The following is a 20,770-nucleotide window of genomic DNA, read 5'->3' as shown; positions in this document are numbered from 1 at the left end:
TATTTACAACAACTGCACATACATGCTTTAGGAGAAGCGTGCATTCGTTCGGCTTGTTCAGGAAGTACTCTTTGTTTGGTAAAAGAAGTGTTCATCACCCTTGTTTTTTATTAGTACGGCGACAAACATAGAAATTAAAAAATAAACTACCAAATCTATAGATTATATATTTAATTTGTTACAATTGTTACATAAATCGATTTTCCAGCTACTGTTTGTTTTATAACAATACAAATCTTACCACGCAAAAAGGCTGCCTTTGTCGTGGCAGCCTCTTCAATAAATATGCTTAGAAAGCCGGCGTAATTACTTGCCTACTCTTTTCAATAAATGCTCGGGGTATCTTGCACCTTCAATTTTAATTTGCGAAGCTGCTTGTTCAATTTGACTAAGATCATTTGCCGATAATGTAATATCTACGGCGCCAAGATTTTCTTCCAGGCGATGTAATTTGGTAGTTCCCGGAATAGGCACTATCCAGGGCTTCTGTGCCAGCAACCAGGCCAGGGCTATTTGTGCCGGAGTTGCCTGTTTTTCCTGCGCTATTTGGGCAAGCAAATCAACCATTGCCTGGTTTGCACTCCTTGCCTCCGGGGTAAAACGAGGGACTATATTCCGAAAATCATCTTTGGCAAAAGTTGTATTTTCGTTAATGGCACCGGTAAGGAACCCTTTTCCAAGCGGGCTGAAAGGCACAAAACCAATACCCAATTCTTCCAGTAAAGGCATGATCTCGTTTTCCGGTTCGCGCCACCATAATGAATACTCACTTTGCAAAGCCGCCACAGGCTGCACCGCATGCGCCTTGCGGATGGATTGCACACCAGCTTCAGACATACCAAAGTGTTTTACTTTACCTTCCTGTATCAGGTCTTTAACGGTTCCGGCTACGTCTTCTATCGGCACATTGGGATCAACACGATGCTGATAAAAAAGGTCGATACGGTCTGTTTTTAATCTTTTTAAAGAAGCCTCGGCAACTTCACGGATGCGTTCCGGACGGCTGTCCATACCGTCGGCGGGTTTACCCTCTTTAAAACCAAATTTAGTAGCAATAACCAGTTGATCACGATAAGGCGCCAGAGCTTCACCCAAAAGCTCTTCGTTTGTAAAAGGGCCATAAGCTTCGGCAGTGTCAAAAAAAGTAACACCTTTTTCAACCGCGGCATGAAGAAATTTAACAGCTTCTTTTATTTCAGTTGCCGGACCATAAGCAAAACTCAAGCCCATACAGCCTAATCCCAGTTCGGATACCTCAAGGCCGCTGTTACCTAATTTTCTTGTTTTCATATATTTAATATTGTTAACAGATGGTTATTAATTTAACCGCACAAAGTTGAGGTGTATTTTGGAGGCAAATGTTATATCAATTACGGTATTGCTTACCAAAATTACTGATTGCAGACAAAAGCCAAACTTAAACGCTTCCAGATGCCGTAACTTTGATATAGTTAAAGAGCATAGCAATGGAAAATATTATCCGCATTGACACCATAAGCCAGTTTAATGCGCACAACAATAATGAAACGCTGCATCCGCTGGTGAACATTGTTGATATGTCAAAAGCTGACAGACGTACAAAACGCCGTATCAATTATGGATTTTATACCGTGTTTTTAAAAGAAGTAAAATGCGGCGACCTAAAATACGGCTGCAATTATTACGACTATGAAGAAGGTACACTGGTTTTTGTTGGCCCGGGGCAGGTAATTGGCTCAGATAATGGCGAGTACTATCAACCTAAAGGCACGGCCCTGGTTTTCCATCCGGATCTGATCAAAGGCACTTCACTTGGCCGCCATATCCAGGACCATACATTTTTTTCGTACGATGTTCATGAAGCCCTCCATCTGTCGGAAAGTGAACGAAAGATCATTATCGATTGCTTTGATAAGATCAGATATGAACTTGGCCATGCGATAGACAAGCACAGCAAAACTTTAATTGTAAGCAACATTGAGTTGTTCCTGAATTATTGCCAACGTTTTTACGATCGCCAGTTCATCACCCGTGATCTGGCTCACAAAGGCGTATTACAAAAGTTTGAAAGCTTACTTGACAGTTATTGGACTTCCGACAAACCGCTTACCGTAGGTTTACCATCGGTAGGTTATTGCGCCGATCAGTTAAACCTTTCGGCCAATTATTTCGGCGACCTTATCAAGAAAGAGACCGGAAAATCAGCCCAGGACTATATCCAGTCGAAAGTGATAGATGTTGCTAAGGAAAAAATATTTGATACCAGTAAATCGCTGAGCGAGATAGCTTATGGATTAGGGTTTAAATATCCGCAGCACTTTACGCGCTTATTTAAGCAGCGTGTTGGGTACTCTCCTATTGAATACCGTTCACTAAATTAAACTGCTCAGATAAAAATCAGGCGCAAATCCTGTTGGATTTGCGCCTGATCAAAGGAACATATTACCCCCTTTTTCGATAAAATCAATTCATAATTGTTTCACCCGGCTGTGCTACAATACGCAGGTAAGGCTTAACGGTTTTCCAGCCGTTGGGGTATTTTTCTTTTGCTTCCTCGTCAGATACCGCCGGAACGATGATCACGTCTTCGCCATTTTTCCAATTTACCGGGGTGGCTACTTTGTAGCCGGCTGTTAACTGCAATGAATCCAGCACCCGCAGTATTTCATCAAAGTTGCGGCCGGTTGCCATTGGATAGGTAAGCATCAGCTTAATTTTTTTATCGGGGCCAATAATAAATACCGAGCGCACGGTTTGGTTAGTAGCAGCGGTACGACCTTCCGAAGTTCCGGGTTCATCAGCCGGTAACATGTCATATAACTTTGCAATGGCCAGGTCAGGATCACCTATCATAGGATAGTTTACGGCGTATCCCTGGGTTTCCTCTATGTCTTTAGCCCACTCAGCGTGACGGCCTACGGGGTCAACACTTAAACCTATTACCTTGCAGTTACGTTGCTTAAATTCGGGAGCAAGTTTAGCCATGTAGCCCAGCTCAGTAGTGCAAACCGGGGTAAAATCTTTAGGATGCGAAAAAAGGATTGCCCAGCCGTCCCCTATCCAATTATGAAAATTGATAGTGCCTTCAGTAGTTTCTGCCTGAAAATCTGGGGCTGTGTCGTTTAATCTGATACTCATGATGTTTATTGGTTAAAATGGTTAAAAAATAAATTGATCGTCTTTACATGTCGCAAGGTTTACAGAGTCAATAAAAAGAATAACTTTTATAAGCATACGCCTGTAAAAACCGCCGGAGTTTCTAAATCCTGTTAGTGGTTTTATATTAAAGCTTACAGTGGTTTGGAGAGTTTGTGTTTTCATGGCTTGTTGCTTTTGACATAGCAAAGATGCAACAGACAACAAGGCATATTTTGTAACAAAAGATACAAACCGCTGTAACAAAAGTTACAATTCGCTCAGTAATTTAACCTGGTTATAGTAAAGAAGTAATTTATTATCCATTTCGAGCTTTTTAAGCAAACGAGATACAACCACTCTGCTGGTGCCCAGATCGTCGCCAATTTGTTGGTGAGTGAGATTGATGAGCGAAGAACCGGTTGCCTTTGCCTTTTCCTTGAGATAATTAACCAGGCGGTCATCCAGTTTTTTAAAGGCTATGTCATCGATACTTTTTAGGATTTCGGTAAAGCGGTTTAATATCGTTTGCATTACAAAGCGCTTCCAGGTTGGGTACTTTACCATCCATCCGTCCATCACGTCCATAGGCACGCAAAGCAGTTCGCTGTCTTCCTCGGCAGTTCCGCGGATCACACTAAAGTGCGACATCATGCAGCAGGTAAATGTCATAGCACAGCTTTCGCCTTCCTTTACATAATATAGTAATATCTCCTGACCTTCGTCATTTACACGGCTTACTTTAAAGGTACCGCTAAGCAATAACGGTACAGCCCGTATAGTTTGTCCCGGGTTAAGCATCGTATCGCCGCCTTTTACCGTCACCAGCATGGAATTTGTTTCCAGTTCGGCCAGCAAAGCAGGTTCAAATACCGATTCAAATTTACTAACGGCAGCTTTAACACTAAACATGGATCATAGGTTTTGGAGGCTAAAAATAATCAATTTATCAGATGTTTAAATGCCACAATAAGATGTGTAAAGCATATTGTACAACTGAGAAGAAGCCTTTATATCAATGCATTGAGAAAAGCAGCAGGCATGTCGTTCACCTTATCAATAATTTCAAACCGAATACCGATGTCATCCCATCAAAACTGATTAGCCTCATCTGCTTTCTCAACTCCTGGCATCCCAGGTCTCAAAAGTTCAAATCAATGCCGCAACGTAATTTTAACAGCTTCACCGCTCTTACTTAAATAAGTACGCTGCATGGTTCCTTCAATAACCTTAATCTGCATCTTTCCGCCAGGCAACCTGGATACTTCAATATTAAAAGTACTGCCAAACGCATTGATATTATTCATGGCCATGTTATTCCAGCTTTGAGGCAGCCTGGGCGTGCAGTCAAAACTCCGGAAGCCAGTAGGCCTTACACCGAACAAACCTTCGGTAAAGATCCGGCAATATAGGCCGCTCTCGGCAGATAAATGCCGCTGGTTACCTTCAGGATAAGCCTCAACCGGGTATGGCACATGCTCGCCCAATAACCTGCGGACAGAATAATAATGTAAATAAGCTATTGCCTTATCGGTTAAACCAGCCTGCAGCACTCCCCTTAGGGCGTACAAAGTTGAGCGGTCCCAAAAAGTTTCCTTTCCTGCTTCGGTAGCGAGCCCGTCGGCCGTCCAAAGTTGCGGCGAAAACAGCGCTTCAACTGTGCCTTCTTTCCTGTCATAAATTCCCATGGCCAAAGGCATGCAGATCCAGGCCCGTAACGTATTGTTGGTTTCGTAATATTTGTAGGTACTGTATCCGCCGATGGTTGCCCCAAAGTATTTTTCAATTGCCGTTTTGAGCTGTGCAGCCTCTTTCTGATATCCATCAGTAATTTTAGCAGGAACCTTTAGTTGTTTGCCCAACAGGGCGGCTGATATCAACGCGTCATAATACAGGCAGTTTGTTGATAGATTGGCTTTACCCGCCGGAAACCGTCCCTCCAATTCATCGGCATCAGATGTAACCACCCCTTGCGGATTGATATGCCTGCGGCTGTATTCCAAACACCAGCTTATCAGCGGCCATAATTTCCGGGCCGAATCTGCTTTGCCGTAAGCCAATGCAAATCGTGATGCACCATAAGCTATCATCGCCTGATCGCCCCTATCGCCAGCACCATCCCAAACAGCGTCGCCTTCGGCTACTATCGAACTGGGAATTGGTTTATACTGCGGGTTCATATAACTTGCAAAAAGGCGGTAACAATTCATGGCCGATAAAACGCCGATGCTATCGCCCGAAAAAGCAAAATACGGACTTACGTATTCCGCCTGGTCATTTGCCCAGATAGCGGCATAATACGATAAACCGCCTGGCCCGTGCATGTAGCCGGCCTTTGTTTTAAAAATACTTTCTGTAGCCCTGATCTTGGCAAAAGCAAACATCGCGTTTAAAATGCTGTCGGGAGTTTGCAGTTGTAAGGGAGCCTCGATTTCGGCAATACGATGCTGCCTGGCTTTCTCTTCTAAATCGGGCACAATGGGCTGCAGCGATTGCGGATGATCAGTTGCCAGGTAACCAACCGCAAAAGTATATGACTGACCAGGCTGAAGGATCCTGCGGCCGTCATTTACAGATTGTACAACAACGGTATGCGGCGATACTTTGCTTCTGAGTGTATCTGTTGTTACTTCACGCTTCAAATGCTCCATAAACACTGTTACCGGTTTATTGCTCACGTTGGTAAATTGATAGGTTTCAAGGGCCAGTGGCTTTTCTGTTGATGGAAATAAACTATGTTCTATTTTAACCTGCTTTAACTTATCTGTACGGTATGAGATACGCATGATGCCATGCTGATTGATACTTTTGGCGGACAAATCTACGCCGCCTTTTGCCACATCCGGCCACAATAGTTCATCATCAACATACATTCGCGGCAGGGCATTATCATCAAAAGTATAGGCTATATGGCTCCTGGTATCATCCGGAAGCATCCGAAATGTTGGGAAAACCACAGTACGTGACAAATGGCACAGGCCTGCTTTATCAACCTGGTAGGCTACCCACAATGATACTTTCTCGCCCGACATTTCAATATGATCGGCATGAGGCAGCCGATCATTAATGTTCCAGGTGATGCTGCCATCCGGTTGTAAATTCCATCTGTTGCTCTGCTGTGGCAGCACTAATTGTTGGGCAGATGCAAAATGCAGTTGTGCAAAAAATATAAATAAAGCGAAGCAAAATTGACGCAAATAAGAATTCATTAAATATGGTTGGAATAAGGATGTTATTGATTTTTATTATTTCACGCTCACTTTTACCTGTTGTCCCGGTTTAACAACAACCTCTACAAAGGATATACGTTTTCCGCTGCCATCTGTAAATTGTTTGACAGGCATTTGCCTTTCATTCACAAATGCATGTTTATAATTGCCATAAAACATGGCTTTCCATTTCAATTGCCGTTTGCCTGTATTAGTAAGGGAAGATTGTTGTGCATTTTGATGAGTAACATTAACAACAGTGCCAAGCAATGGTAAGTTGGTAATGGTAGCGTTACTATTATCAATTGTTTTGTAAATAGTGCTAACACTTTCTGAACGCGCATCGGGTGTGATCCCCATCAAGCCCTGAACAACACCTTCTACTACACCAAATGAAACCTCCGGGTATTCTCTTCTTTCAGTGTTTTTATCCGACAGATAAAGTATATAGTCCCGGGCCTTTTGCCATGAGCTATTATTATAAAATATCAACGGCAGGTAGGATGTATTTTCTACATTCCAGGTTTTAGAATTGAGGTGTCCGAGGGTTTGTTTAATACGTGTGCTATCTTTCAGGGCATCAAACCAAAGCAAAAAAGTTTCACCCTCATCCCTCCCGAAATGATGATCATTACTGTAGTAAGTAAAGTATAAATTCTCTTTTGCATCCCACCAGTCTGCCTCTAACTGTTGCCTGTACTTTTCGGCTTTGGCAGCATACTTTAACGCTTCTGCCTGCTTACCTTTACTGGCCTGTATGGCTGAATAGGTTAACAATCCCCTATAAAGTGCGGCTACGAGATCGGCACCGGTTTTCAGGTTAGGTACCCCTTCCGAATAGGAAGGTAAACCGCGGCAGCGATGAAAAGCATCACTTTCATTAAAAGGTACCGGTGCATTTGGATGGGCGGGCCTGTTCAGCATGGAGTCGGCTGCAAGTACCCAGGCATCAATATAATCTTTAACCGTTTTTTCCTGGAAATGAACAAATGTGGGGTCATTAATATAGTACTTATCCCCAGTCCATAAATAAAGCCGCCAACTGGCGTAAAGCACATCAAAATTTGCAGGGAGATTGTACCAGAATTCGCGGTCGTTTCTGTAATCCTCCGGCGCAGGCTTGCCTGATTTGTTCATTTCCCAATAAGAACACCAGTTTTTTGAGGCTGATATATTACGGGCAAATAAGGTAAGCATATTATGGTTTTCGCGCTGCAAACCCAAAATCTCCGCACCTATGCTTTGGTGTGATACATCGCGCATACAAAAAGCATCACGCGGCGGCAATGCCGACTCATACCAGGGACCTACCGGATCTGCAGGGTGCCCTTTATAGTGCAGGGCCATGCTTTTGGCCCAATCAAAAGCCTGTTCTATTTCTTTATCAGATGAGGTAAATTTTACATCCTGGGCAAAAGCCGCAGATGTGAGAAACATACACAGCATTACCACGGTGGTAAATAGCCTGCATGCAAATGAAACCATAGTATTCATGTAGTTGAGTTAATTTGGTCTATTCTGGTCTATTTTATAAAAATAGGGAATTTTATTTATTGTCCAAAACTTATTTTGAAAGCCCGAGCGGAGAAAATATGATAAACATCAGTATCATAAGCAGTAAGAGTATGCAGCTATAGATGTGCCGGTTTTTCCATGGCTTTATATCTACCATAGTATTAAGCTGTTGTTTATAAGGCACCGGCATAGGATAAATCCTGCCGATAAACAACATAAGCCCACATGTTAACACAAATAATATGGCCAGGATGTGCAGAAAATGGATATGCAGATCAAAAACCAGCTGGGTAAGCGCATAACTAACAATAAAAAACATCAACCCGATTTTGGCAGCTATGGCTGGTACCTTTTTGGTTACAAAACCGATAAACATAATGGTAAAGATGGGTACATTGAAAAAACCGTTTACCATTTGCACATAAGTATAAAAGCCATTTTTAACAAAAATGATAAAGGGAGCAATGAACATCGCCAGCAAACAGATCAGGATCTCGAACATTTTAGCCGTGCTTATCATATGTTTTTCGTCGGCCGGTTTACCTCGTTTCTCAGTCCAGGGTTTATAGATGTTCAATACAAATAAGGTACTTGAGCTGTTTAGCCCCGCATTGAATGTTGTTAAAGCAGCGCCAAAAATAATTGCAGCTATGTACCCCGCTATAAAAGGTGGCGACACCAGGCTATCCAGCTTCGGAAATACTTCGGCCGGGTTATCCAGATGTGTAAAAATATGTACTGCAATAAGCCCGGGCACATTTAGCAGCAACGGTGATATCAATTTACCTGCACAGGCAACAGCTATCCCCTTTTGGCAATTTTTAAGATCTTTTGAAGCCAGCACCTGCTGAACAATATATTGCTCTGTACCCCAGTAATACAGGTTAACCAGCAGCATACCGGTAAATAATGTACCAAAAGGGATAGGGTCGGCTGCCGCTCCTATACTGTTTAAATGTTCCTGTTTGTTATGCAATAAAATGTGCAATCCCTGCGTCATATTGCCCTGGCCCAGGTATCTCAGGCCGAAAAACGGCAGCAAAAGCCCGCCTGCAAATATACCGAAGCCCAACAAAGTATCAGAAACGGATATTGCTTTTAAACCGCCCAATAATGAATAAAGACAGCCAACCGTCCCCATCACCCAAATCAGGATCCAGATGGTTGTCCAATAATCGGTTTTCCAAACTTCTGAAAAATGGAACAAGCCATTGAAGGCAACCGCACCACTATACAAAACTGAGGGCAACAGATTAACAATGTAGCTAAGTAAAAAGATACAGGAAACCAACTTCCCTATTCCCTGTCCGTAACGGGCTGTCAGATAATCGGGCGTGGTGGCGATGCCCAGCTTGAGATAAAGCGGCATCAAAAATTCAGAAACCAGCAGCATTGCCAGCACCGAAGTTATGCCCCAGGCCATAACCGACATGTTATGCGAATAGGCAAGCTCATTTTCGCCAATAATGGTGGCCGTATTGATATTGGTAAACAACAATCCCCCGCCTACTAATAAAAAACTCAGGCTTCTATCGGCCAAAAAAAAGCTATTGAGCGTATTAAGCCTGCTTTTTCGCAATTTAATCCAGGACAGCAAACCTACTATACCTGTAAAAAAAAGAAAGCTGGTTAATATAAGCCCGTTCACTTTTCCGTGATTTAGATTGAATTTTTAAAGTGTATTCCTATCAAATAAGATAGTCGGAACTGTTAAGCTAATCTTATCCTTATTCACTATGGCCTGCCCGGCCAGTTTCCCCATGCTTGCAAAATCAGCAGAAAATGTGGTAACACCAATAATTTCTTTTGCAGGCTCATCATTACTTGAAAGCACACCAACGTCCTTACCCGGAACCAGCTGCTGGCTTTTGCAATCGCGCATGATTTGCCATAGTGCAAAGTTGTCCAGCGTAAAGTAAACTTTCCCTTTTTCAACCGAACCATGTGTATATTCCTTAATGATACGGCCTTTGATATTGAAATCCTTCAGAAATTTTTTGAAAGACGGCACAATCTCCTTCGGATCAAGCGAGGCCGGCGAATGGTAAAATATGATCTCGTCAAACCTCCTGATCTTAGGTGCGAGCTCTGCCAGGATCCGGTATGATGATTCCCCAAACTCCTGGGTAATGTGGTTAAATTCGCCTTCAAGCGGCTCATAACGGTCAAACATCAGGAATTTATTTCGCGGAATGGCTTCCAGCAGTTCCTTTGTTTTTGGGTGCGGGATTGGGGCTATCACATACATCCCATATTTCCCCTTTATCTGGTTAAGGATAGTTTCAAATATCTCAATGTCGCCGTGATGAAAGTAAGGGTTTAAACGGATATTAGGCCCCAGCTCGTGACGAAAATTACGATAAAACTGCTCTTCAAAACTATCCAGGTTATACATCAGCAGGGCAACATTCAGTGTTTGCTCCGCATTACTGTTGGCTACAAAATAGCCATGCCTGTTTTTTGACTCTACAATACCCCTGCTAATCAGATCCCGGTATCCCTTGATGATCGTTTCCCTCGAAAAGCCCAGCTCCTTAATCAGCTTATTTACAGAGGGCAGCATTTCATCCTGCCCTATAACCTTTTCGTTAATGGCATTAATGATACCCTGTACAAACCTGTCATGCTTTGAATATGAGGGAATATCTGTCAGCTTTTTAATCTCTTTAAAAATTCTATCCATTATACCGGTACATTTTAGCCAAAGTAAGAAAAAAGAGCAGCAAGCTTGCTGCTCTTTTTCTTTAATATTAAAAGCCTGGTTGTTTAAATCTCTTTGGCATTTGAAAAGCTTGTTTAGCAACTACGCTGCTAAACAAGCTTTAATTTTAATTAATAACCCGGATTTTGTTTCAGGTTTTTATTCAGGTCAATCTCTGTTTGCGGTATTGGCCATAGGTAATTTTTGGCCGCATCAAATACACGCGGCGTGCCTACTTTAATGGTTGTTCCCGGTGTAAGGGCTATTGCACCATTGGTTTGGTTTACAGTACCCAGCAAGCTGCCGGTAACTTGCCCGTTCATTACCTGGGCGCCTATCTGCCAGCGCTGAATATCAAACCAGCGAAGCCCTTCAACAGCAAGCTCTACCCTTCGCTCACGCCGTAATAATGTACGTAAGCTTGCCTGATCGTTATATTTCGACTGATCAACAGCGGGCATGTTTACATCCGGGCGTTTCCTTACCGAGTTGATATCATCATACACCGTAGCATCAATTTTATTGCTTTCAATCTTGGCTTCAGCATCCATCAGTTTTATTTCGGCATAACGGATCAGGATAACATCCATACCTACCTGGTCCATATTAGGAAAATCGGCTATTACCGGGGTGTATTTCCGCAAACCATATGCAGAAGGGCTACAGTTATTATCGCCCCAATGATCTAAAGTTTTAGGACTGCTTGAAATTGGATCGTAGTATGAGCCATAAGGTAATTTACTGCTGTATTGTGTACCCGGATAAAAAACGGTTGCGGTAAGCCTTGGGTCCCTGTTTTTGTAAGGCTGTGTTGCATCATATCCCGATGCAGCATCATCAATAGTTTTGCCATTTGTTGTTTCATAAGCATCAACAAGGCTTTGGGTTGGCGCTATTGAGTTATATCCACCCAATGAGTTAATGGTCATGTTTCTGGCCCATCCAAAATTGTTGTCACTTGCTTTAAACTGAACGTCAAGGATCACCTCCTGGTTATCAGCAAAAGGCTGACGGAACAGATCAACATAGCTTGGATATATTGCATAGCTATAAGGCGGGGCCATTAGTTTCTGACAATCGGCAATACACTCCGGATACATTTTATTGAATAGTTCTATCCTTGCCTTTAAAGCGATGGCGGCACCGCTGGTTATACGGCCAACATCCGAACCAGAATATTTAACCGGAAGATCAGGTGCAATTGCGGTAAGCTCTTTCAATATATAGGCAACAACATCAGCCTTGGTTGATTGTGTTACCTTATTAGCTTCATCAGGTGTAATATTATGTTCAACCAGAGGCACGGCTCCATATAACTGGCTGAGCGTAAAATACTCATAGGCCCTTAAAAAGCGGGCTTCGGCTATCAGTCTGGCTTTCAGCGTTGCATCCATATTGGTAGCACTAACATTGTCCAAAAACCAGTTGCAGGTTTGGATACAGCTGTAGTTCCATTTGGAATAACCGGTATTAGTTGGTGTTGCTATACCTGCAGACAGGGACAGCCAGTTTTCCCAGGGGAACTGATCGAACGTATTGTCAGAGTTATTATCGGCAAAAACCCCGTAATAGCCGTTGTTGCCGCCGCCCCATTTGGAGTAACAGCCATTTAAGGCAGCAATTGCATCATTGGAGGACTTCCAAAGTACATTATTGGTATAGGAATCTAAAGGTGCCCTGTCCAGGAAACTCTTTCGGCATCCGGATGCTGCCAGTGAGCCTAAAATAATTGTGGTTATGATTAATTTTTTCATCGACGATTTCTTTAATAATTAGAATGTTACCTCAAGGCCAAGCGTATTTGTTTTTAACTGCGGATACGAGCCGTAGGCATTGTTTCCGGCATTGGTTTCAGGATCCACCCATTTATAGAAACTGGTGAACGTCAGGATATTCTGTCCGCTGTAATAAATCCTTACACCTTTTACACCTAAACGTTCAAGCGATTTGGCAGGTAAATTATAGCTCACCAGTAAATTCTTTAACCTTAGGTATGATGCATTCCGCACCCAAAATGAGGATACAAAGCTTTGCGGATTATTTTGTGAATAAGTTGACCATAACCTTGGGAAGGTAGCTGATGTGTTGGATGGTGTCCAGGCATCAAGCAGGGCGCTGGTTGGGTTGCCAATGTTTGCCTGCTGCAATGATCCCAATTCAAAACCCTGAACGTAGTTTTTAACACCCAAAGCTCCCTGGAAAAAGCCACTTACGTTGAAACCTTTCCAACCTGCGCCAAGCGTAAAGCCAAATGCTGTTTTAGGGAAGGGTGTACCAAGATATACACGATCGTTGCCATCAATAACGCCATCGGGTTTACCGTTTGGCCCGCTGATATCTTTATACATCAGGTCGCCTGGGCCTATAACGCCGCCGCTTTGTTTGGCGTGCTGATTTACCTGTTGTTGTGTTTGGAAAATACCCTCGACCTGGTATCCGTAAAATGCTTTGATCGGCTCCCCTACAACCAGGCCGCTTGAGATAGACCCCGTACCGGCCAAATCAGTTATCTTATTGGTGATGAATGATGCGTTTACGGCGATATTGTAAGAAACGGCGCCGATCTTGTCGCGGTACGCAGCGGCAAATTCCCAGCCTTTGTTACGTACGGCACCTGCGTTTTGGTACGGCGTAGTAAAGCCATAAACCTTACTGGCCGGTAATTGTAAAAGGATATCGTTGGTATTTTTAACAAAGTAATCGGCTGTGAAAGTCAACTTGCTATTCAGCAGTTCCATATCAAAGCCTACATCTGTAGTAGTCGATTTTTCCCAGGTGATAAGCGGGTTTGCTCCATTGTTAAGCGCTATGCCCGGTGCCAGCGTTTGGTTGAACGAATAATTTTGCCCGCCCGAAATAACCGAAATAGCAGGATAAGGGCTAATGATATTTAAACCACCCAAACTTGCCAGCGTTTGATTACCACTGTTGGTGTTTACCAGCGTTTGGTTACCCAGTTTGCCCCATGAGCCCCTTAACTTAAGCAGGGGTATTGTATTTGATAATGATTCGAAAAAGGGCTCTTTAGAAATATTCCAGCCGGCAGAGAAAGACGGGAATACCCCCCACTGATGGCCCGCTGCAAAACGGGAAGAACCGTCATCGCGAATATTAGCCTCCAGTAAATACTTATCATCATATGAATACCTGGCACGGCCGAAATATGAAACCAACGCCAGCTGACTTGCTGTACCGGCATTCTGTTGCCCTAACGATGGTGCCGCATTGATTTGCGACAGCGAACTATTCAGAAAGTTTTGCCTGTAGGCATATAAATACTGATAATTGGTAAGCTCCTGCGAGGCACCGGCTAATATATCTATAGCATGTTTTCCAAAATGCCTGTCGTATTCCAGCAGGCCCTGCAGATTGTAATAACTGTTCACAACATTAGCGTTGGCCAATGAGCTTTGGCTGATAGTTGTCTGTACTGTTGAAGGATTTTTTGGATCGTAGTAAACATCGGCTGGCTTAAACTCCTGTGCAGGGTTTGCATTATACCGGTATGCAAACGATGGCCTGAAATGTAATCCTTTAACAAATTCCCAGTCGGCCCCTACGTTACCGGTAAAAAGCGTATTCTGATTATTGTTGTAACCTGGCGAATTGAGCCAGGCAATTGGGTTACCGAACGACAGATAGTTATATACACCGTTTTTGTACTGGTTTACAACTGTGCTGTTCATGGCAGCTGTTGTTCCGATAATACCACCGATGTCGCCTCCGCCTAAACCATCCGGCGCCTGGGTTGGCGCATATAAAAACGAGAGATTAGCATTAACGCTAAAATTCTTTGTTATGGCCGAATTGATATTCATGCGGGTGGAATACCTTTTGAAAGTTGATTTCTGGATAATACCATCCTGTTGAAAATAGCCTAAGGAAAAAGCATATTGAGTTTTTTCGTCACCGCCGCTGATGTTCACAGCATGGTTTTGTTGAAAACCGCTGCCTTTATAAAGGAAACCCTGCCAATTGGTATTGGGATGTGTATCAGGGTCAGTTTGATTTTTAAACAGGGTAATGTCATCAGCTGTCCAGTAAGGGGCCTGCCCTTCGTTTGCCAGGGCCTGATTGTACAAGGTGGCCGCCTGCCATGAGGGTAAAAAGTCGGGCAGGTTTGTTGCTTTTTGCTTACCGGCGTAGCCTGTGTAATTTACCTGCATTTTGCCGCTTTTACCCCGCTTAGTGGTAATCAGTATAACCCCGTTGGCAGCCCTTGAGCCGTAAATTGCAGCAGAGGCAGCATCCTTCAATACCGAAACAGACTGCACATCATTCGGGTTTACATCCGATAAACTGCCGATAATTCCGTCTACTACAACCATTGGGTTACTATTGTTCAATGTCCCGATACCACGAACATTAATATTACCGGTTGTGCCTGGCTGTCCGCCGGTTGTTGTAACAGTAACGCCGGCCATGGTACCCTGCAAGGCATCATTAAGGTTGGTAACCGGCCTGTCCTGCAACTCCTTTGCCCCTATTGCGGCTACGGAACCGGTTAAGTTGGCTTTCTTCTGCGTGCCGTAAGCCACCACAACAACCTCGTTCAGGTCTTTCGCCTTTTTATCGGGCGACATTGATACATTCCCATTCCAGTTAGCGGTAATCTTTATGGTTTGCTTTTCATAACCAAGAAAGGAAAACAACAGCGTAGCGTTTTCGGGTACGCTGATCTTGTAAACCCCATCGGCATTGGTTGTGGTGCCCTGTGAGGTTCCAACTAAACTAACGCTTACCGATGGCATGGGTAAACCCTGTTCATCCTTTACCCGCCCCGAAATTGATTTAAGTTGTTGGGAAAATGCTTGCTGAATACTGCATAACATGACACAGCAAAACATAACAAGCCCCAGTTTTTTAGGTACTTTTCTTTTCATAATTCAATTTTGATTTTATTGGTCTATTCTGGTCTATTATTTTATAAAAGTAGAAACTTTTTAAATACAAACAAACTTTTTTAAATAATTGTCCGGATAGTTGAATGCCGCTTTCATATTACATGATTAGAATAAGACAGATCAGTCCAATTCATTCAAATAAAAGTGGGCTATGAAGCGATTTGTATTTCTTAAGCAGGCAAAAGCATACCCTATGATATGATTTATCGTCGGCCGTTTTTTGGATATTATTGTAGTAGCCGGTTAAGGATACAGTGAAGAATCAAAAGGCGCCCTGAAGCAAATTCCAGGGCGCCTTTTGACTAAGCGAATATTTAAGCTTATTGGTTGGGGATAACCTTATTAAGGTTACACTTGATGAAAGGGCTTTTTTAAGAGGCTGTATTACAAATCAAATTGACTATCAATATGTTGTGCTACCTATGGATTGGAATTTAGCCGATTAATATGTACACAAGGGGGGGTTAACACATTTTCGGCACAAAAAACGCCCAACAACCTGATTATAAAACACATATGCAAATGTTAACCCTGAATTCTGTTAACCCTGTTAACCCCCTTTTTAGTAGAGTCAATCCATCCAAAACTACGAGCTGAACAAGTCAAAAAAAAGAGGCTGATCATGATTTATGATGCAGCCTCTTAGCTTATTTACATTTTCATCTTCATGGTATCTGCTTTCTTCTTTGCAGGTTCCTTTTTAACCAGGGCCATGCCGCATTTAGGGCATTTACCGGGCTTGTCACTCAGTACTTCCGGGTGCATGGTACAGGTATATTGCACTTTTGCCGGCTTCACCTTTTTGGTTTTGGTTGTGTCGGGCAACATCGTACTGTTGTGAGTGGCAAATGCGCCGGTAACCGAGAAAAGGATGGCCACAGCCATTAACATTACTTTTTTCATGAGTTTGATTTGTTATGATTTTGATGATTAATTGCAAATTTTAAAGTTGGGCAGCATCTGCTTTTGACAAATAGTAATTGACGCTATATTGCCCGTGTATACTGTCGTAAGTGAGCAGGTCGCTATCTGTTTTGAAACGCGTATCCAGCATATCAAAATGAGGCCTGCTTTTGTATATCTTTTTCAAATTATCCAGGGTAAGCAAATAAACTTTGTCTGTTCCCTTCACGCTAAAATAGTGAGTAATAATTGGTTTAAAAAGATTCAGTTTATCGCCCGGGCGACTGCGCTCATAAATAATGATCGGGCCGTTGTCGACTATTTTATAATCAGATACGCGGGGATTTTTTACGGCCACCGGCAAATCCTGTGCAGAAGAAATATTTTTGGCACTAAAAGGTTTTGCCTGAACCAATGATGCTGAAAGGAACAGGCCAAACAAAACAATTAAAAATTTGATAGTTTTCATTTTCGAAAATATGTTGATGCTCATTGCCGAAAATCACCCGGCAATAAAGCAGTAAAAAAATTGATTAATGAGAAAATTGCCTGAATAATGATTGGCGTGGGCCTGTCAGGCGATATGGCGGAAAATACCGGGAAGGGATCAAATTCTGTAGTTGGCGTAAAGGATATAAAGTGGCTGTTGCCAGCAGGGCGGTGCCTGGCTGTTGTAAGCATGTAAAACACTCCGTATTACTCCTTCCGAAGAAGCGGGAAGAAAAAACACAGGGGCAACAATTGCAAAGGTATTTTTGAGCGACTGTGCTGTACGGGCCGCAACGTGATTATCCTTTACCTTGAGCGTTGTTTTAACACTTTTACAGCAGGATAAATCGCCTGTCTTATGCTCCATTTTGCACACAGCGGCGGCAGATAGCGATACATCAGCCAGTTTACCGCAACAGTAGAGCCTGTTTATGGTAAACCCAAAAACAGATACCGAGTAAAACAGAATAAGTAAAATCGCTGATAGTCGTTTCACGGCACTAAATTAGAAAAAACAGGCATTTAAATATTTTGTTTTTTTGCAATATGACTAATGAAAAAGCATCACACTGGCAAAAATCTTATGAAACCAAAGGACCAGAACAAGTAAGCTGGACCCAACAGGTACCTCAGCCATCGCTCGGCCTGATCCTTGCGTTGAATTTGCCAAAAAGTGCCCGCATTATTGATTGCGGTGGCGGCGACAGCACCCTGGCTGATCATTTATTAGCCGCCGGCTACCAAAATATTACCGTACTTGACATAGCAGGCGCCAGTCTCGAAAAGGCTAAAAAACGCCTTGGTGAGAAGGCCTACAAAATCAACTGGATAGTTGCTGATATTTTAAACTTCGAACCCAATGAAAGTTTTGACCTGTGGCATGACCGCGCGGTTTTTCATTTCCTGACCGAACAGAAAGATATTCGACGCTACCGGGAACTGGTAGCAAATTGGGTTAACAGCTACCTGATTGTTGGGACATTTTCGGACCAGGGACCAGAAAAATGCAGTGGGCTGCCCGTGTCACGTTATGATGAACAAGGCTTGCAAAATACATTTACAAAAGCGTTTAAACCGTTAAGCTGTATGCGCCACGATCACGTTACACCATTTGGTACTACTCAGAACTTTGTATTCTGTAGTTTTAAAAAGGTCTCGTAGTAGGGATTAATAGGCTATAGGACAGACGCTTCGTACTTCCCTAACAGATCATATATGAATTTATTGTATTCTTCGCGCATGGGCAACTCTAAATCAACGTGCAGGACTCGCTTGTCAACCAAAACATGTTCGTTGGTTTTGGGATTAAACCCTTCTTTTTTCACATCTTTCCAATAAATGCCTATTCCTCTCTTTTGCCAGGCAGGAGTATTGTTGAAATTAATACCATATTGAAACAGCAGTTCGTTCTTTGCCGCGATACTCATACCTCCAATCTTAGAAGTAGCTTCGTTTACAGTATAACCGTCTTGCCTCAAACGCCAATAGCAATGTGCATTCAACGCATTTCTATGCGCATCTTCGTTACGCCATCTGAAATAATCTTCTACTAACCTCTTGTTTGGAAGCTCAGAAATACGGCAGTCAAAAGCCCCTACACTTCCAAGAAGAAAAGAAAATTTAGCACTGGCTTCACCTGCCAAAATAGAAATATACTTTCTGGTCTTACGCCCAAATAGATTTTCTTCAGGATGAAACAACAATGATATTTCATCGCTTTCAGTATAACCGTAAATCACATTGAAACCGCAGTTCATAAGATGCTTTACCGTTTCCACCATCAGGTCGCGGAATTTTTCATCAAATGGGGCTTCAAACTGATGAACTTCTTTAGTTAGCCTGGTAAAACCCCGTCCATCAATTCTGGCTACAATGTACATTTCAGGTAAAACACAACGATCTTGCGAGGTTTCATAAACCCTCATTTTAACATCTAAATCATCAAATTTCATTTGACCATTCTTTTACGGTGAATGTATTATTTTCAGCAGTCACATAATATAGTTCGTCGAAACCCTCGTCGACAGATGGCAAGCTCAATCGTCTGTAAGTTCCTTTTATTCCAATTTCAGGAATCTTCTCTTTACCAAAACGCAGGCTATTACGCTCTAATGCGTCGGTCAATTTTGATTGAAAATAGTAGCCGATCACTTTAAACTTATTTGCCTTTGCAATGGCAATATATTTTGCTCTCTCTTCTTGAGAGGGGTTAGTATTGTCTATTACAAAAGGGTGAAAGGTAAGGATACAGGTTTCAATAAACTTGAGTTCTTTATTTCTGGTATTTAACTGATCTAATGAGATACGTATATGCGTTTTAAAAAACTTCTCTTTAAAAAAAGTAGTCTTTCCAGTTGCCTGAATACCGCAAAATATTATCGCTTCCATTTGCCTAAGATAGCTCAACTTTGGTTACAAAACGGGGGGCTATAACTATTTATCCTTTATTATCATTAGTAAGCGGGCATAGGAGTTTAACATGATCGCTCCGGGAACTTTGCATATTTTTTATATTGTTCTACAAACGCCTTCGCATCCCGTATATTTTTAGGATAAGGCACGTGGTTGTTGTATTTGCCTTTAATCAAATCGCTGATTAATCCTGATTTTGCTTTACGCATGTGGGGAACTACTATTTGCGATACCGCGGCAAGTCCAAAAACATTTACTTCCATTTGTTTCCTTGCCTCAGCTAACGATACATCTTCTACCGAACCATAAAGACCATAACTGGCATTGTTCCACAGCACATCAATCTTCCCTTCTTTTTCAATAATAGTGTCAACAACAGTTTGAATATCCTCCTCGTTAGTTACATCCATCCTCATTGGATACCCGCCTAACGCCTTTAGGTCCTGCATCTGGTCAATTCTTCGTGCAACGGTATAAACAGTATGACCTTCGTTGATAAGCTTCTTGGCAGCTTCTTTACCCATCCCCGAACTTGCACCTGTAACTAAGATTACTTTTTTCATTTTTTTCGCTATTTCAAATTGATAGTACAAAGGTCTGACGGATATGAGGGTTGGTGTTAATACAAATACCGGATAGTTGTATACTAATTCTCTTTTATGACTATAATCAAAATTTGGAAGCCGTTAACTGGCTGTAGAATGCAGAAAAGCAAAAAACCTCGTTGCCTTATTGCAGCGAGGTTTTTAATTTAGAGTAAAGCTCTTTTTCCTGGCGGGGATAAAGGGAGCCGGTTAGAATACCTAAATGGGGTTATGGGAATAATAAATTTAGAATCTTTATTTTTGGTGCTTCCAAAACCTGCCTTTTCCTTCGGCTATCCATTCTAAAGCTTCACTTATTCTTTTTTGTCGTGTTTCGGCAGTTTTGGCGTCGGTTATCCAAATAATATATTCCTTGCGGAAGGAGTTGGATTTGCTTTCAAAAACATCCTTTGCTTTGGGGTTAGCTACTAATGCTGCCAGCAGGTAGTCGGGCGTTTCCAATATCTTGGGTTTATCAGATTCCGGCTTGTCCCTTTTTATCTTGATGCCTTTTTCGTTTAGCAGCCTGGCTTCTTTAAGCATGGCTATAAATTCATCGTCAGGAGGCAGGTCACCTATTTTGCTGATCTTTCCCAAAAATCTTTGGATCGGCTTCAAGTCCTTGTTTGCTTTCAGGCGTAAGTCTGTCATCAGTTCGGCTTTCAGAAATGTAAAGGAGCAGTGGTTTTTATAGGATGCCACTACACACATGTTATCGCCTTTATAATCAAAATGCGGAAAACTCCATTTTATCGTTTCTTCGGCATCCGGGCAATTTTCGTGAATAAGCCGGCGCCAATGCTCAAGAATGGGTTTTGCAAAGTCTTCGGAATTAGCTATATAAGCATCCACAGCAGGATTGTAATTCATAAAGTTTGATTTTTAGATATTTACCATTTAATTCAATCGAACAAAGAAACTTAGCCAGTCACAAAAGAT

At 42.4% G+C, this 20,770-nt stretch carries 18 protein-coding genes; 2 read left to right on the top strand and 16 right to left on the bottom strand.

The features are described from left to right. Positions 1–306 precede the first annotated feature (306 nt). A complete protein-coding gene (locus AC59JO_RS17950; protein ID WP_413667277.1) occupies positions 307–1,290 on the bottom strand; it encodes an aldo/keto reductase in 984 nt (327 codons plus the stop codon). A 176-nt stretch (positions 1,291–1,466) separates the two neighbouring features. On the opposite strand from AC59JO_RS17950, the gene AC59JO_RS17945 reads away from it, so the two are divergent. Next, positions 1,467–2,360: a helix-turn-helix domain-containing protein gene (locus AC59JO_RS17945; RefSeq protein WP_497306924.1), complete on the top strand. Its 894-nt coding sequence runs from the start codon at positions 1,467–1,469 to the stop codon at positions 2,358–2,360. Between the two features lie 82 nt (positions 2,361–2,442). Here AC59JO_RS17945 and AC59JO_RS17940 read toward each other — a convergent pair whose 3' ends face one another. From AC59JO_RS17940 to AC59JO_RS17890, 11 genes are all read right to left on the bottom strand, one after another. After that, the gene (locus tag AC59JO_RS17940; RefSeq protein ID WP_413667275.1) at positions 2,443–3,117 is read right to left on the bottom strand and encodes a peroxiredoxin; all 675 of its coding nucleotides are present in this window, start codon (positions 3,115–3,117) and stop codon (positions 2,443–2,445) included. Between the two features lie 267 nt (positions 3,118–3,384). After that, complete coding sequence (locus tag AC59JO_RS17935) at positions 3,385–4,026, bottom strand: Crp/Fnr family transcriptional regulator (protein WP_497306922.1); 642 nt, start codon at positions 4,024–4,026, stop codon at positions 3,385–3,387. A 242-nt stretch (positions 4,027–4,268) separates the two neighbouring features. Continuing rightward, positions 4,269–6,323: a hypothetical protein gene (locus AC59JO_RS17930; protein ID WP_497306920.1), complete on the bottom strand. Its 2,055-nt coding sequence runs from the start codon at positions 6,321–6,323 to the stop codon at positions 4,269–4,271. Positions 6,324–6,359: 36 nt separating this feature from the next. After that, positions 6,360–7,817 (bottom strand): glucosidase family protein, encoded by a 1,458-nt coding sequence (locus AC59JO_RS17925; protein WP_497306918.1) that lies wholly within the window; start codon positions 7,815–7,817, stop codon positions 6,360–6,362. Positions 7,818–7,887: 70 nt separating this feature from the next. Further along, positions 7,888–9,486 (bottom strand): solute:sodium symporter family transporter, encoded by a 1,599-nt coding sequence (locus tag AC59JO_RS17920; protein ID WP_497306916.1) that lies wholly within the window; start codon positions 9,484–9,486, stop codon positions 7,888–7,890. Between the two features lie 24 nt (positions 9,487–9,510). Then, positions 9,511–10,521, bottom strand: a complete 1,011-nt coding sequence (locus AC59JO_RS17915; protein WP_497306914.1) for a winged helix-turn-helix domain-containing protein — start codon at positions 10,519–10,521, stop codon at positions 9,511–9,513. Positions 10,522–10,670: 149 nt separating this feature from the next. Continuing rightward, positions 10,671–12,293: a RagB/SusD family nutrient uptake outer membrane protein gene (locus AC59JO_RS17910; protein WP_497306912.1), complete on the bottom strand. Its 1,623-nt coding sequence runs from the start codon at positions 12,291–12,293 to the stop codon at positions 10,671–10,673. A gap of 18 nt (positions 12,294–12,311) precedes the next feature. Beyond that, positions 12,312–15,422, bottom strand: a complete 3,111-nt coding sequence (locus AC59JO_RS17905; RefSeq protein WP_497306910.1) for a SusC/RagA family TonB-linked outer membrane protein — start codon at positions 15,420–15,422, stop codon at positions 12,312–12,314. A 672-nt stretch (positions 15,423–16,094) separates the two neighbouring features. Further along, the gene (locus tag AC59JO_RS17900; RefSeq protein ID WP_413667254.1) at positions 16,095–16,346 is read right to left on the bottom strand and encodes a heavy metal-binding domain-containing protein; all 252 of its coding nucleotides are present in this window, start codon (positions 16,344–16,346) and stop codon (positions 16,095–16,097) included. A gap of 40 nt (positions 16,347–16,386) precedes the next feature. After that, complete coding sequence (locus AC59JO_RS17895) at positions 16,387–16,815, bottom strand: hypothetical protein (protein WP_413667253.1); 429 nt, start codon at positions 16,813–16,815, stop codon at positions 16,387–16,389. Between the two features lie 138 nt (positions 16,816–16,953). Further along, positions 16,954–17,331, bottom strand: coding sequence for an HYC_CC_PP family protein (locus AC59JO_RS17890; RefSeq protein ID WP_413667252.1), 378 nt, complete (start codon positions 17,329–17,331; stop codon positions 16,954–16,956). A 50-nt stretch (positions 17,332–17,381) separates the two neighbouring features. Between AC59JO_RS17890 and AC59JO_RS17885 the strand changes: the two genes are divergently transcribed. Then, entirely contained in the window at positions 17,382–17,996 is a 615-nt protein-coding gene (locus AC59JO_RS17885; RefSeq protein ID WP_497306907.1) for a class I SAM-dependent methyltransferase, read from the top strand. Between the two features lie 14 nt (positions 17,997–18,010). Here AC59JO_RS17885 and AC59JO_RS17880 read toward each other — a convergent pair whose 3' ends face one another. From AC59JO_RS17880 to AC59JO_RS17865, 4 genes are all read right to left on the bottom strand, one after another. Further along, complete coding sequence (locus AC59JO_RS17880; protein WP_413667250.1) at positions 18,011–18,787, bottom strand: tRNA(His) guanylyltransferase Thg1 family protein; 777 nt, start codon at positions 18,785–18,787, stop codon at positions 18,011–18,013. Continuing rightward, positions 18,777–19,223 carry a hypothetical protein gene (locus AC59JO_RS17875; RefSeq protein ID WP_497306905.1) on the bottom strand — a complete coding sequence of 149 codons (447 nt, stop codon included), beginning with the start codon at positions 19,221–19,223 and terminating at the stop codon, positions 18,777–18,779. Before AC59JO_RS17875 ends, AC59JO_RS17880 begins: the two co-directional genes overlap by 11 nt. 86 nt (positions 19,224–19,309) lie before the next feature. Continuing rightward, on the bottom strand, positions 19,310–19,810 hold the full coding sequence (locus tag AC59JO_RS17870) for an SDR family NAD(P)-dependent oxidoreductase (protein ID WP_497306903.1): 501 nt from the start codon (positions 19,808–19,810) through the stop codon (positions 19,310–19,312). Between the two features lie 276 nt (positions 19,811–20,086). Beyond that, on the bottom strand, positions 20,087–20,701 hold the full coding sequence (locus AC59JO_RS17865) for a YdeI/OmpD-associated family protein (RefSeq protein WP_497306901.1): 615 nt from the start codon (positions 20,699–20,701) through the stop codon (positions 20,087–20,089). Positions 20,702–20,770: the final 69 nt, after the last annotated feature.

Source organism: Mucilaginibacter sp. A5337 (genome assembly GCF_059690695.1).
This window is presented reverse-complemented; position numbering and strand designations above follow the sequence as displayed.